General features: G+C 45.7%; 11 protein-coding genes. All 11 read left to right on the forward strand.

Annotation, left to right across the window (positions count from 1 at the left end):
- The first annotated feature begins 2 nt into the window (after positions 1–2).
- The 11 genes from AB4Z50_RS00945 (at position 3) to AB4Z50_RS00995 (ending at position 15,027) form a co-directional block, all read left to right on the forward strand.
- On the forward strand, positions 3–1,556 hold the full coding sequence (locus AB4Z50_RS00945) for an NADH-quinone oxidoreductase subunit N (protein WP_441874698.1): 1,554 nt from the start codon (positions 3–5) through the stop codon (positions 1,554–1,556).
- Between the two features lie 689 nt (positions 1,557–2,245).
- Positions 2,246–5,404, forward strand: a complete 3,159-nt coding sequence (locus AB4Z50_RS00950; protein WP_441874699.1) for a S8 family peptidase — start codon at positions 2,246–2,248, stop codon at positions 5,402–5,404.
- Positions 5,405–5,520: 116 nt separating this feature from the next.
- Positions 5,521–5,787: a DUF1146 domain-containing protein gene (locus tag AB4Z50_RS00955; protein WP_076266234.1), complete on the forward strand. Its 267-nt coding sequence runs from the start codon at positions 5,521–5,523 to the stop codon at positions 5,785–5,787.
- Between the two features lie 300 nt (positions 5,788–6,087).
- Entirely contained in the window at positions 6,088–7,524 is a 1,437-nt protein-coding gene (gene murA, locus AB4Z50_RS00960; RefSeq protein WP_441874700.1) for a UDP-N-acetylglucosamine 1-carboxyvinyltransferase, read from the forward strand.
- 173 nt (positions 7,525–7,697) lie between these two features.
- A complete protein-coding gene (locus AB4Z50_RS00965) occupies positions 7,698–8,675 on the forward strand; it encodes a LacI family DNA-binding transcriptional regulator (protein WP_441874701.1) in 978 nt (325 codons plus the stop codon).
- A 191-nt stretch (positions 8,676–8,866) separates the two neighbouring features.
- Positions 8,867–10,174, forward strand: a complete 1,308-nt coding sequence (locus AB4Z50_RS00970; protein WP_441874702.1) for an ABC transporter substrate-binding protein — start codon at positions 8,867–8,869, stop codon at positions 10,172–10,174.
- Positions 10,175–10,280: 106 nt separating this feature from the next.
- The gene (locus AB4Z50_RS00975; protein WP_441874703.1) at positions 10,281–11,165 is read left to right on the forward strand and encodes a carbohydrate ABC transporter permease; all 885 of its coding nucleotides are present in this window, start codon (positions 10,281–10,283) and stop codon (positions 11,163–11,165) included.
- Complete coding sequence (locus AB4Z50_RS00980) at positions 11,165–11,992, forward strand: carbohydrate ABC transporter permease (RefSeq protein ID WP_441874844.1); 828 nt, start codon at positions 11,165–11,167, stop codon at positions 11,990–11,992. The genes AB4Z50_RS00975 and AB4Z50_RS00980 overlap by 1 nt, the downstream gene beginning before the upstream one ends.
- A gap of 24 nt (positions 11,993–12,016) precedes the next feature.
- Entirely contained in the window at positions 12,017–13,474 is a 1,458-nt protein-coding gene (locus AB4Z50_RS00985) for a glycoside hydrolase family 32 protein (RefSeq protein ID WP_441874704.1), read from the forward strand.
- An 11-nt stretch (positions 13,475–13,485) separates the two neighbouring features.
- Complete coding sequence (locus AB4Z50_RS00990) at positions 13,486–14,436, forward strand: carbohydrate kinase family protein (protein WP_441874846.1); 951 nt, start codon at positions 13,486–13,488, stop codon at positions 14,434–14,436.
- Positions 14,437–14,655: 219 nt separating this feature from the next.
- A complete protein-coding gene (locus AB4Z50_RS00995) occupies positions 14,656–15,027 on the forward strand; it encodes a DUF3846 domain-containing protein (protein ID WP_441874848.1) in 372 nt (123 codons plus the stop codon).
- Positions 15,028–15,151: the final 124 nt, after the last annotated feature.

Consider the following 15,151-nt stretch of genomic DNA (forward strand, 5'->3'; position numbering starts at 1 on the left):
CCATGTACGAAGGCGTTTCATTTATACCACTGACATGGACGGATATGCTCTACCTTGCCCCTGAGTTTATGCTGGCCGCCATGTTTTTGTTTCTTGTTGTATTGGATTTGTTCTTGCCGAAGCGCGTGAACAGAAAATTCACAGGGTGGCTGACGTTAGCGGGCATTCTTGCATCACTGCTGCTAGTCGTGCTCCGAATGTTGGATATGAATCAGGGCGGAGCATCTGCTGACTCTATCCATCTGTTAAGCAACAGCTACCGCATTGATGATTTCGCCAGCCTGCTGAAAATTGTATTTCTAACTGGTACTGCGCTTATCATCCTGCTCGCAATTGGATCGGATCGGGATGAAGAGGAGATAACAGACAAATCAGAGTATTTCTATTTGGTGCTTCCCGCGCTTATGGGAGCGATGATGATGGCTTCATCAGGAAACCTGGTTACGTTGTATATCGGATTAGAGCTTCTTAGTATTACAAGTTATGTATTGGTTGGCATTAGACGCAAATCAACTTTGTCTGCTGAAGCGGCATTCAAGTATGTCATTACGGGCGGGATTTCCTCGGCGATGGTGTTGTTCGGCATGTCGTACATTTACGGCATAACCGGATCAGTCGATTTGGGTGTAATTGGGGATGCTTTACCGCGGGCGATGCAGGATTTCAAAGCGCTTGCTTATGTGGGCTTCCTGTTTATGATTGCGGGATTCGGTATTAAGATTGCAGCGGCTCCGTTTCACGCATGGGCGCCAGATGTATATCAAGGGGCTCCAACGCCTGTGTCGGCTTTTCTAGCGGTCATTGCTAAAGGTGCTGCGCTGGCTGCTATATTTAGAGTTATGTTTAGCACTAGTTTATTCAGCGCAGCGGGAGAAGCGGCAAAAATATCAAATGATCTCTTCCTGGTCCTGCTGGTTCTGGCTGCTGCAGCGATGCTCGTCGGAACGACAGCTGCGCTTAAACAAAGGAACGTAAAGCGATTGCTGGCCCTGTCAGGAGTAGCCAATGCGGGTTACATGCTGGTGCCTATCGGTATTTCAATAACGATGGTTCATAGCAGCAACTTCTCTGAATTTGTTTATTATTTGGTTGCGTACTTGTTTATGACGATAGGAGCGTTTGCTGTCTTTACGGTAGTTAGCCGCGCATCGGGGCATAAGGAGCTGAAAAGCTTCGCGGGCATGTACTACCGAGCGCCTTGGACGGCAGCGGCTATGGTGGTATTTATCTTGTCTTTATCGGGCTTGCCGATTTCCGGCGGATTTTTTGGGAAGCTGTTTATCTTGCTCGGAGCAGCGAATGCGAAAGCTTATTGGCTCGTAGCTGTTATCGTCGTGAGCAGCGTCATTTCTTACTATTTCTACTTTGGCATTGTTCGTCAAATGTTCATGCGCAGCGGAGAAGAAAATAATGAAGTGCGAATATCGGCAGCAACGGGAGTTGTGATCTGGCTGTGTGCAGCAGCAACGATTGCACTAGGTATTTTCCCAGGACCGTTAATGCAATGGATTGATGCGATATTCTCGATTAAGGGCGATTTAATGATAATGGGATAAGCAGATTGTAGAAGAGTGATGCGAAGCATTCGTATTCTAGAGGTGTGAAAATAATAGGTCGTTTAAGTAGATGATGAGCTGATGTCTATTTAAACGATCTATTTTTTGTTTAATCGATGAAGGGGATTTTCGAGGCGGCACAGGGGAAATAGAAAGTAGTTTATAAGCTAAAAAGCAGCATTATAGTTAAAGTTACTGTTAAGGACACAGACTGCAGCAGCAGTTTTAGATATGATGATAGTAATGGCTAGATTATAGTCATTTCTAGCATATAGCAAGAAGAGAGGAAGCGGTCTGACGCTATTTTAAACAGGGATTATGAGCAGAAATATAATTACAGTGTTTCAGCGGAGAATGTTGCGGGTAATGTGCAGCAGGGGGAGTATAGGTTCATAGTATAGTAGACATGAAGTACTATTCTATCTATGTGAACCAGTGTTGCTGCTCGTCATATTTACCGGGAAATAATAGTTTGTGCCGAATACTGACGTTCCGAGCTATGGAGCGGGATAGTTGTAGGACTTTTGTCCTTTTTGTCTTATAGAAACAAGGGAAATGATACCTGTGAAGAGAAATTGTAGTTAAGGAATATCCAATTGAAAGTGGGAACAAACCATAACCCGTTTCATACGAAAAGGCAGAAAATGATGAGCACTCAAAAAGAACCAAAGCAATTACGAAATTCACAAATGATTAGTCAGAGCCCATTTAATGATCGACAGGATTCTGCGCTCAAAAAGCATAAAGCTCGCTTGTCTATGCAAGCAATCGCCATTGCCACGCTCGCCGCGCGCAAGCTCCTTCGTCGCGCGCTGCCCGCGCTGCTGATCGGGAGCATCACCCTCGGGGGCATAGCCCCCGCAGGGTTCGTTCCCGTAGCGGCGCCTACGGCGCTGGCCGCAGCATCCCCTGCGGCTGAGGGCGCCGAAGGCGCCGATGCAGAGCAGCCGCAAAGCTGGCTGCTCAAATGGCGTGACCCCGCGCTAGCGCATGAGCTGCGCGGGACAGAGGTGCTCCGCCGCCAGAATGAGGCGGCGGTCATGCTCGTACGTCCGGCCGCTGAAGGCGCGGACGTACAGGAATGGCTCGACCGGCTGCGAAGCCTGCCGGGCGTAGAGTACGTGCACCCGAATAATAGGGTGCATATGCTTGCTCTGCCTGCCGGCGAGTCGGAGGACGCAGCCTCGGCAGGCTCAGAGGCCGCGCGCAGCAATGCGCGGCCTACAGGCTCTTCTCCATCCAATGTATCACCGGCAGCTTCTGTACCTAACGAAGTATCGCCCGCAGAGACTCCATCGACACCGCCAGCGGCGCCGCAGGAGTCTGAGGCAGCTTCCACAGCGAAGATTGCAGCAGCAGCTACAGCACTGAAAGCAAATGATCCTGAGTTGTCTAAGCAGCTTTATCTCAGTCAGATCGGCGCGCAAAAGGCGTGGGAAACCGTTCGCGAGCAGCAGCAGCTTACGATAGCGATCGTGGATACAGGTGTTGATTTGGAACATCCGGATTTGAAGCCTAATCTTGTTCCAGGCGCTAATCTAGTGAGTCCTGGTGATTCGCCCGATGATGACAATGGGCACGGTACAAGTGTAGCAGGTGTTATCGCAGCTGTAGGAAATAACGGCATTGGCGTATCAGGCATACTGTGGAAAGCCAAAATCATGCCGATAAAAGCGCTGGATCACCGAGGTGACGGAACAGAGCAGGAGCTCGGCGAAGCCATATTGTACGCCGTTCGCAGCGGAGCAAGCATCGTTGTACTGTCGGTTGGCCTTCATCGATATTCTCCGTACATGCTCGACATTGTACAATATGCGGAAAGCAAAAACGTACTGCTCGTAGCAGCGGCAGGCAATGACGGAGTCACCTTTGGAGAGAAAGCTGCGGTAAAATACCCGGCAGCTTATCCGACGGTACTCGCAGTCGGTGGTGTCAAGTCGAATAATACGGTCGATAGTCGATCGAATCGAGGCACTGAGCTTGACCTTGTCGCACCTTGGAATGTATATACAACAGCCATTGGTGGACTCTATAAGAAAGAAGAAGGAACTTCAATGGCGGCTCCGCAAGCCGCAGCTGCTGCAGCGCTCATATGGGCTCGCTACAAGGACATGAAGCCTTACCAGATACGCGAGCTGCTGCGCCAAACAGCTAAGGATATTGGGCCGCCAGGTGCGGACAGCACGTCAGGCTACGGTGTGCTGCAGATCGACCAAGCGGTACGTTCAACCTTGAAGCCAGACGGCTTCGAACCGAATGAAACCCAATCAACTGCTGCAAGGTTTCAGCTGAACAGCCAAATTTCGGCTTTGCTGCAGGGCGTATCCGACCATGATTGGTATCAAATCGATGCGCCGTATGATGGCACGCTGACCATACAATACGAAGGGCTTGTTCCTAACGGAAAGATTGTTCCGCCTGTTAGGCTCACCCATTACATGAATGGCGTGAAGCAAAGTACGAGCGATACGAAGCTTGCAAGCAGGTCCATTGATCTTGAGGTTAAAAAAGGGCGGCAGCTCATTCATCTGGAGCTCATCAATCAGAGCAGCGACGATGAATTGCCTTATCTGCTGACGTCTACTTTTACGATGAAGCCGGACGATTACGAGAAAAATGATAAATCGTTTGAAGCCTATACATTGCAGCCTCGTACGCAGTCGATTACGGGCAACTTTCATCAAACCGCCGATCGCGACTGGTTTACGGTAACCTTTACGCAGAGCGGAAAGCTAAGTCTTACGCTTAGTACGAATACGGCACGTATTGATCCTGGGCTTGCTATACAGAAGGCAGGTCAGCAATTAATGGTGTACGATGATGAGGGTGAAGGGGAGACTGAGCAGTCACCAGTCATAACTGTGACTCCTGGTAAATATTATATTCGTGTTCACAATGCGATCTCCTCAGAAGCTAGTCCGACCATAGGCACCTACATATTGAAGATGGATTATATGCCAAAATATGATGATCCGAATGAACCAAACGATAAATCGTACGAGGCGTTTATGATTAATCCAGGTACGGAGTACCTTGGTGTAATTAGCAGCTACTCCGACGTAGATTGGTTTCAAATCCGGGTTTCAAACGCCAGCATCATCAGCATGACGGTAAACGGTGTGCCGCTTGACGTTGATTTGAGCCTCTTGCTCTATGATAAACGGATGAAGCAGCTTACGGCATCCAAAACAAAAGCAAGCGGGAAGCTCCAAACCGAAGAAAAGCTGCTGCAGCCTGGTGTGTATTACGTGAAGCTGGAAGCAGATGCTCCTTTTGACAAGCAGTATTATCGCTYAAAGGTGAAATCAGAGGAGTTGATTGCTGGATTCCGTGATATTAAAGGTCATTGGGCTCAAAATGAAATCGTCGCCTTAAACAAAAAAGGCATTATTAACGGAACAGGACAAAATCGCTTTGAGCCTAGACGCTCCATAACGCGAGCTGAGGCCGTTTCCATGGTTGTGAAGGCATATAAGCCAGCTTCATCTAGTCGCGTGCAAGGGAAGCGATTCAAAGACGTCCCATTAAAACATTGGGCGAATGATGCGATTACAAGGGCTGTAGAGCAAGGCTGGGTAAAAGGATTCCCGAATGGTGAGTTCAAGCCGGATCAGCCGATTACAAGGGCGGAAATGGCAATGATTATCGGTTATGCGGAAGGTGTACGGCCTAAGCTGCCTGTTATTGATCCGTTCGCCGATGTACCAAAGTCTCATTGGTCAGCACCCATGCTGTATGCCATGAAGTTGAACAAACAAATTGAAGGGATAGAATCAAATCTGTTCAAACCAAGCCTGCAGGCTAGCCGTGCAGACTACACGGTGCTGCTCCACCGATTTATCGCCTAATATTTTCATCAAACAAAATGGCTTCCAGTTACGTTAATAATATGAAGCAAGATAAATGCTGTTTGTAAAGCTGCTTGAGTTTGAAGCTTAAAACATGAAAAAGCTCAGGAGGCATCATGGACGTTAATTACGGTCTTATAAATGGTTTGCAAAACTACACCGGAATGACCGGGTTGTTTTCTATAATCATTGTTATTCTCAGCATTATTCTGGTGTGGTTTGTACTGCAAGAGGTGAAATGGGAAGCTTTTTTTCGTTTTCCAAAGAGTCCAAAGGCCCGTTTGTTTCAAGTATTTGTGGCTATTATTATGGGTCATTTGTTAGCAAAATTCATCTTGGAATATTGGGGCTACACCGTTCTTCTCAAATCGTTTGTCGAATAACAAAAGCGAAACATGTCAACAATGGGTAATACATGACGGTCTCAAAAAGCCGATGGCTTGCGAATAGGTATAAATCAGGAACCGTAATCGTACCGGGAACGTAGTTTTTTCGTGAAAAAGAGACATTTTTGGAGAAAAAAGTCATAAAATGCGCTGGGAATGACATGTAAAAAATGGTAATAATATAACGCTTGTCGATTGGTGTAATTGAGTGATAAGATGAAGGTTGGGTAAAGTGAGATAAACCTTTTTTTTCACAAATAGGAAATAGAAAATGCAGTTCGCGGAGGGAACCAAAAGATGACCAAAATTATCGTCCGCGGAGGCCAGCGTTTGAAGGGAACGGTCCGTGTTAGCGGAGCAAAAAATGCAGTACTCCCCATTTTAGCGGCCTCATTATTGGCGACAGAAGGAGACAGCGTCATCTATGACGTACCCCTCCTCGACGACGTTATGACGATTCAGAAGGTGCTTGCCTCTTTAGGCGCACAATTATCCTATAATAATGAAACGATGCGCATTACAGCGCAGTCCATTACGACTTATGAAGCTCCTTATGAGCTTATTCGAAAAATGCGGGCATCCTTCTTAGTTATGGGTCCTCTTCTTGGTCGGATAGGCAAGGTAAGAATTTCATTGCCTGGCGGCTGTGCGATCGGCACTCGTCCGATTGATCAGCATTTGAAGGGCTTTGAAGCGATGGGCGCTGAAATTACGCTTGGGCAGGGCTTTATCGAAGCCAGCACAAAGACGCGTCTTAAGGGTGCGAAAATTTACCTTGACGTAGCCAGCGTAGGCGCAACGGAAAATATTATGATGGCAGCTGCTTTAGCAGATGGCACAACGATTCTTGAGAATGCAGCCAAAGAACCGGAAATCGTGGATTTGGCCAACTATATCAATGCTATGGGCGGCAAAGTTCGTGGCGCTGGTACAGGAGTTATTCGTATTGAAGGCGTGGACCGGATGTATGGCGCAGCCCATAATGTAATTCCTGACCGTGTTGAAGCAGGCACGTACATGATTGCGGCCGCTATTACAGGCGGTGACGTTTTCGTTGAAGGTGCAATTTCTGATCATTTAACGCCGGTAATCTCTAAGCTGCAGGAAATGGGCGTAGAAATTACGGAGAGCGATAACGGAATTCGTGTACAATCGAGCAAGCAATTGAAATCGGTTGATGTAAAAACATTGCCGCATCCAGGTTTCCCAACAGATATGCAATCTCAAATGATGGCTCTTCTCCTCGTATCTGAGGGAACAAGCGTTGTGACGGAAACGGTCTTCGAAAATCGTTTTATGCATGTCGAGGAATTCCAGAAGATGAACGCTCAAATTAAAGTCGATGGACGTACAGCTATCGTTAATGGCGGTATGCCGCTAACGGGTGCAAAGGTATGTGCTACCGATTTAAGAGCGGGAGCAGCACTTATTTGTGCGGCTTTGCGGGCGGAAGGCGAGACTGAAGTAACAGGTCTGCATCATGTGGATCGCGGTTATGTTAACATTACAGGCAAGCTTGCAGCTCTTGGGGCTGATATTCATCGTATTGAGCTGATTAGCGAGGAAGACACGGCGGCAAGCAAGCCATCCGTTTCGGTCCAAGTTACATCGGCAGTGCGTGATACCGCTGCTGTAGTGGCGATCTCTTCAACGTCTTCTGATGTGGATACAGCTGCTTCCTTTAAGCGTGAGAAAGAAGTTGCGGTTCTCAAAGTTCAGCCGACGTGGGCTTAATTTTCCGTTAAGAACAAGATAAAGAAGCTGTTTCAAATAAGTCGCAAAGGGCTTATCTGAAACAGCTTCTTTTTGTTTGGACAATCTATACTTTTGAATTATTTATTAAGTATAATAAGGCTAACCATTTAGCTATAATGGTTACTACTACTGCAATAAGCAAAGGGGCGGCCATGGCAACGATACACGATGTGGCAAAAATAGCGAACGTATCCGTGACGACGGTTTCCCGCGTTTTAAACAATCGGGGTTATATTAGTGAAGCAACGAGAACGAAGGTTTATCAAACGATGGAGCAATTAAATTACCAGCCGAATGAGATTGCCCGCTCTTTACTAAGAAAACAATCTAACGTCATTGGTCTTATTATACCTAGTGTAGCTCATCCTTTTTTTAGCGAGCTCGCGAATCACATAGAAAACTATGCTTATGAGCTCGGCTTCAAAATGCTGCTTTGCAATTCCCAGCTTGACCCGCAGAAAGAAAAGGATTATATCGAAATGCTGAAGCGCAATCGTGTGGATGGCATTATTATGGGCAGCCATACGCTTCAGGTCGATGAGTACAAACATTTGAACTCGCCAATTGTCACGATTGATCGTCAGATCAGCAGTGAAATTCCATATATTTCTTCCGATAATTATGCAGGCGGGAGCCTTGCGGCACAATTGCTGGTTAGTGAAGGCTGCAAAAAAATTGCGCATATATGCGGTAATTTGGAGCTTCATTTGCTCGCAAATCAGCGTACAGAAGCGTTTCAAGCCGTGATGAAGGAGAAGAGGGTCGAGCATGTCATCATTCAGACTGATATGAATGTGTTTGATCAACTCCAGTACGAGCAAATTATACATCAGCTGTTTCAGGATCATCCCGATCTGGATGGCATTTTCGCAACGAGTGATATTATTGCTGCTTTTGCAGTTAAAGAGTGTGTGATCGCCGGCAAACGAATCCCGGAGGATGTGAAAATTATCGGTTACGACGATATTAGCGCAGCCAGATGGCTCACGCCGGAGCTGACAACGGTGAAACAGCCGATTGCAGAAATTGGGAAAATGGCGATTGATTTGATTATGAAGCAGATGAACGAGGAAGCTTTCGAATTCGAAAATATTTTACCGGTTGAACTGATTAAACGAGCTTCTACATAGATTAAAAAAACGTGAAAAACCCAAGTGCAGCAAGGGTTTTTTATTTTTTTAAAAGTTATGTCAATCGTTTAACATGTCAAACGATTGACATACTCTTATTCACAATTATATAATACGTTTTGTAAGCGGTTTACACGATCGGTAAATCGTCTTTCAATCTTTTTCAATCTCAAAAAATTGGGGGCAATCAAATGAAATCATTGAAATGGATGCAAGCGATAGCATTATCGCTAATGGTAGTTATGGTTGTAACGGCATGTGGCAATTCGAATAATGCGGGATCGTCTAATGGAGGTTCTGCAGTAAAGATATCGTTGCTTAACTCGAAGGGCGAGATTCAAGCCCAGCTCGAAGAGGCTGCGAAAGTATTTAAAGAGGATAATCCTAACATTACGCTTGAAATTATACCGGTACCGGCTGGACAGTCCCCTTTTGAGAAAGCGTCTGCGCTATATGCATCAGGAAACCCGGCTACCATTACGATGCTCGATACAGGAGATGTTGAGAAATTCAAGGATCGTGTTCTTGATCTTAGTGGTGAGAAGTGGATGGCGGATGCCGTTGACCGCAGCACGGCGCTAACGACATTTGATGGTAAAAACTACGCTTTCCCGCTTGCAGTTGAAGGTTATGGCTTTATTTATAACAAAGCGGTTGTAGATCAAGCGGTAGGCGGAACATTTGATCCAGCAACGATTAACACAACAAGCGCACTTGAAGAGCTGTTCAAGAAAATCGAAGCTTCAGGTAAAGCTCCGCTTATTATCTCACCGATGGATTGGTCGCTGGGAGCACATTATTTGCCGCTGGCTTACGCGGGTCAATCAGCTGATACGGCTGCAGTTGCAAAGTTCATAGACGATTTGAAGGCTGGAACAATCGATTTAGCTGGCAATACGGTTTTCAATGGACTAATGGATACGTTCGACATCATGACTAAATACAATATAGACAAAGCTTCCCCATTGTCCGGTACCTATGAGCGCGGTCCAGAGGTGCTAGGTAAAGGCGAGGTAGGCATCTGGTTCCAAGGGAACTGGGCTTGGCCGCAAATTAGCAGCTTTGATACGGCAAGCGGACAATACGGCTTTCTACCTGTCCCTATAAGCAACAATCCAGATGATTTTGGCAATACACAAGTATCTTCTGCGGTTTCGAAGCGTTTGGTCATCGACAAGGAAAAAAATACGGCGGAGCAGCAGGCTGCTGCCAAAACGTTTTTGGAGTGGATGGTATACAGCGAGAAGGGGCAAGACTTCCTCGTGAACAAAGCGAATATTATTCCAGCGTTCAAGAACATTACACTTGAAGCGAAAGATCCGCTTGCAAAGTCTATTTCTGAACATATCGCAAACGGCAAAACAGAGGATTCCATCAGCACGCTGCCAGCTGACCACTGGGCTAAGCTTGGCGCATCGATGCAGAAATATTTAGCAGGTGCTTCGGATCGTGTGGAGTTGACGAAAGACATTCAAGAGTATTGGAAGACGGTTAAGTAATCCTTAATAGCTAATAGAAGGCTTACCCCGCCAACCGACGGGGTAAGCTGTTTACTCTTTATCGTTTTTTGAATTACAAAACCATGCTTGAATGTGAGGGATCATGATGATAACGGAAAAAGGGCTGTGGAATCGATTGCGATTGCGGCTGCTGTTTACCGGACCGACTTTGTTTGCTTTTCTTGCTGTAATGATTATTCCATTCTTGTATGGGATTTATTTGACCTTTACGAATTGGGATGGCATATCGACGACAAGCAGTTTGGTTGGATTTGAGAATTACGTAGCGGTATTCAAGGATGCTGTTTTTTGGAAATCATTTTTGCTTACGTTAAAATATGTTTTTATTTCAGTTGCTCTTATTAACGTAGTTGCGTTTTTGCTGGCCTACGTATTAACGAGAGGATTGAAGGGGCAAAGTATTTTTAGAGCTGGCTTCTTTATTCCCAACTTGGTAGGCGGCATTGTACTCGGCTTTGTATGGCAATTTATTTTCTCGAATGTACTCGTGTATCTAGGCAAAGAATGGGGTATTCCGTTATTCAGCTCCTCATGGCTGGCTGACCCGGACAAAGCCTTCTGGTCGATGATTATCGTCACGGTATGGCAATATGCCGGTTATATGATGGTTATTTATGTAGCTGGGCTTATGAATGTGCCTAAGGATATTTTAGAGGCAGCAAGTATTGATGGTGCGAGCCTATGGACGAAAATGCGCAAAATGATTTTGCCGCTGATGGTTCCATCGTTTATCGTCTGTATTTTCCTATCACTGCAAAGATGCTTTATGGTTTATGACCTGAACGTTTCACTCACAAAAGGCGGACCGTTCAAAAGTACGGAAATGGTATCGATGCATGTATACGAGAAGGCATTTTTATCGCGGGATTATGGCGTAGGCCAAGCAGAAGCATTTGTCCTGTTCCTGCTGGTGGCGACGATTACCATAGCACAGGTTTATTTTAGCAAGAAGCTGGAGGTTGAGGCGTGATGGAGAAAAAGAACCAATGGCTCGCATGGACGAAGTTCATCGCCCTCTTCGTTATTTTAGTTCTGTTCGTCGTTCCTTTCTTTATGCTGCTCATCAACTCATTTAAGGAAAACAAGGCAATCACATCAAGTCCGCTTTCCTTGCCGGATAGCCTAAGCTTCACGAACTATACAAATGCATTTGAAAAAATGAACTTCATATCGGCATTTATGAACTCTGTAGTCATAACTGTGCTTAGCGTGGTGCTTATCTCTATTTTAGCTGCAATGACGGCTCATTATTTTGTGCGAAATCAAACAAAAACGAACCAATACATGTTTTTCCTTATGGTTGCGGCTATGATCATACCTTTCCAGGCCATTATGATCCCTCTCGTCAAAATATACGGAACCATTGGTCTTCTTAATAGCAAATGGGCCCTTATTTATATGTATGTCGGATTTGGCAGTCCGCTGGCCGTCTTTATTTATCATGGGTTTGTAAAAAGCATACCAGCTGAGCTGGAAGAAGCGGCGCTTATCGATGGCTGCACGCGGACGCAAACTTTCTTCCGTATCGTATTTCCGGTGCTTGCTCCGACGACGGTTACGATTGCCATTTTAAATGTATTATGGATTTGGAATGACTTCTTATTGCCTTCCCTCGTGTTAATTTCGCCGAATGAGCGGACATTGCCGTTGTCTACTTTCTATTTCTTCGGTACGTATTCGGTTGATTATGGACCATTAATGGCAGGGCTTATGCTGACCATATTGCCTGTGCTTGTTGTCTACTTGTTTGCGCAGAAATATATTATCCAAGGAGTCATGCAAGGCTCAATTAAATAATAAGTAAGGGTTGGATGCTTTATTTTGTATACAAGAGAAAATGCCGACACATTTATTGCAGAACGCAAGTATTTGTTGAAAGAGGAATACCGCCTTGCTTATCATTTAATGAGCGAGTTTGGCTGGATGAATGATCCGAATGGTTTTGTTTATTATAACGGTGAATACCATATGTTCTATCAGCATTATCCATATCAGCCCGTATGGGGGCCTATGCACTGGGGACATGCGGTTAGCCATGATCTCATCAAGTGGAAGTACCTCCCGGTTGCTCTTGCGCCCGATCAGGATTATGACCGTGACGGCTGTTTCTCTGGCAGTGCTGTTGAGCGGGATGGTAAGTTGTATTTAATGTACACGGGACATTTGATAACGGGGCCTAATAGAGAGCTTGATTATAGTCAAAATCAAAATATCGCTGTTTCCGACGATGGTATCCATTTTGAGAAGCTGGCTAGCAATCCTGTCATTGGTTCAGACCAAATACCGTCAGGATTCAGCCAGAAGGATTTCCGAGATCCGAAGGTATTCGAGCGCGACGGTATTTATTATGCAGTTTTAGGGTCAAATGATGGACAGGGACGCGGACTTATTTTGCTATATCGTTCAACGGACCTTGTGAGTTGGAGTTTTAGCGGGGAAATCGCGCGCAGTGATGGGAAGCTTGGCGACAACTGGGAGTGTCCTGATCTGTTTGAGCTCGGAGGACACGATGTGCTGGTAATGTCGCCGCAGCGTATGCCAGCGCAAGGAGATGACTATCGTAATCTGCATTCCACTACCTATATGATTGGACGCTTGGATATTAAGCAAAGCAGCTTTCAGTATGATCGGTATGAGCCGGTTGACTGCGGCTTTGATTTTTATGCTCCGCAAACAACAGTTGATGAAAAAGGCAGACGCATTATCATCGGCTGGATGGAGGCATGGGAACAAGAAATTCCGACGCAGCTTGGGCATTACTGGGCCGGCGCTATGACTTTGCCGCGCGAAGTTATTTTGCAGGGTGAGTCGTTATTGTTCAAGCCGCTTGAGGAAATGAAAAATTACCGGAAAAATGCTTATGAGGCAAGCGATATTAACTTATCAGATGTTGTTAAAGATATGGGAGTTAGCGGTGATTGTTATGAGCTGGAGGTCGTGTTCCAGGCAGATCAAGCCAAGGAATTTGGTTTGAAGCTGAGGGTGCATGGCGAAGAAGAAACCGTATTGTCTTATCAGCAAGCGGAAGGTAAATTCCGATTTAATCGCGATAAGTCAGGAATTGGTCTTGGCGGTGAGCGCAGGACGAGTGTTGAACTGAAGGATGGTTTGCTGGCTTTGCGCATCTTCGTCGATAAATCCTCCGTCGAGGTGTTCATTCAAGGCGGCGAGAAGGTGATGACAGGCCGTATTTACCCAGGTACTGAATCTCTCGGCATATTCGCCTACGCAGAAGGTGCTTGTACTATGGTATCCTTTAAAAAATGGGACATCAGCTAGGAGGGCTTAATCTGTCTAAACTATATACGATTGGTGAAGCGTTAATTGATTTTATTCCGGATACTCGCGGCATTGAGCTCAAAGATGTCGTTGGTTTCACGAAGGAAGCAGGCGGCGCTCCAGCTAATGTTGCTTGTGCGGTTGCGAAGCTAGGCGGCAGCAGTGCCTTCATAGGTAAGCTGGGTAAAGATGCTTTCGGTGACTTTCTCTTGGAAACGATGAAAGCGTCAGGTGTTGATACTCAGCATGTGCTCCAAACGAATGAAGCAAATACTGCTCTTGCGTTTGTAAGTTTAAAAGCCGACGGGGACCGCGATTTTTCTTTCTACCGAAATCCAAGTGCCGATATGCTGCTTTCAGAGGATGAGATTAACGAAGAGTGGTTCGCTAAAGGAGATATTTTGCACTATTGCTCAGTAGATCTTATTGAAGCTCCTGTGAAATATGCGCATCTTAAAGCGATTGCTGGGATGAAAGCAGCAGGAGGACTCATCAGCTTTGATCCTAATGTGCGCCTGCCGCTATGGGAAGATCACGAGCAGTGCAGACAAACGATACTGCAATTCATTCCTTTGAGCCATCTTGTCAAAATAAGCTCGGATGAGCTTGCTTTTGTGACGGGAATTGAAGACGAGAAAGAGGCTATTGCTTCTTTGTTTGTCGGAGACGTTCAAGCTGTTGTATACACAAAGGGAGCGGATGGTGCGGTGTGGTATACGTCTTCCTACGAAGTATCTACTCCTGGCCAGAAAGTAGCCGTTGTGGATACGACTGGGGCTGGCGATGCTTTTATCGGAGCGCTGCTGTACCAGATGCAGCGAAGTGAAGAGGCGTTAAGCGAAATGAATGCCGATACGGCCAAACGTTTGGTTTCGTTTGCGAACGCCGCCGCTGCTCTTACGACAACAAGAGCAGGCGCGATTTCGTCGCTGCCTGTTTTGCAGGAGCTTCCTCCTTTGTAATCAACGCTGTATCTATTTAGAGAGTATGTTTTTTCTCGCCAATTCGGGAGAATGAAACATACTCTTTTTTTTAAATGGATGACTCAATGGCTATAAGTCCTCGCAAACGTTGATAAATGTATATGCAAGTGAAAGTTTGTAATTGGGTAAGCACTTGTCATAGAATGAATTAAAATAATGGTTTTGGCAGAACGAAGGGTGTGTTGTCCATTGGCTACGATGAAAGTCATTGTTGCAGAAATCGAAAAAGAATTAGAAGTAAAAGAAATAGAGATAATGGGAAACATCTATGACGCATTAGATGAAATAGCTGAAGGCAACGTAGAATCTATCACGATATGGAATGACGTTGTTTTATGGTTTGACATGGATTTGCAGTCCGATGGGTCAGCATTCAATTTCCATCTGACCGAGAAATCACGAATTAGAAACCAAGATGAATACGAGCCTAAAGTATCCGTTATTGGAAATGCTATTTTCACTGGAACGGATGAAGATGGCGAGCCCGTTGGATTGACGGAGGACGAAATTAAGGCTGTCATGAGTAACTTCATCGACCGTAAGACTTACCACCAATTCACTAGAATATAAAGAATGAGGGCGGAGAGGGATCTCCGCTCTTTTTTTAGTCCATTTATATCGTTATTCAGTAGGAATCCTATTATTACTGAACTTTTGCCGCTTTACGTAATCTTTTACATCATACGCCTGCTCC

The sequence above is a fragment of the Paenibacillus sp. 2TAB26 genome (genome assembly GCF_052115145.1).
GTDB lineage: Bacteria > Bacillota > Bacilli > Paenibacillales > Paenibacillaceae > Pristimantibacillus.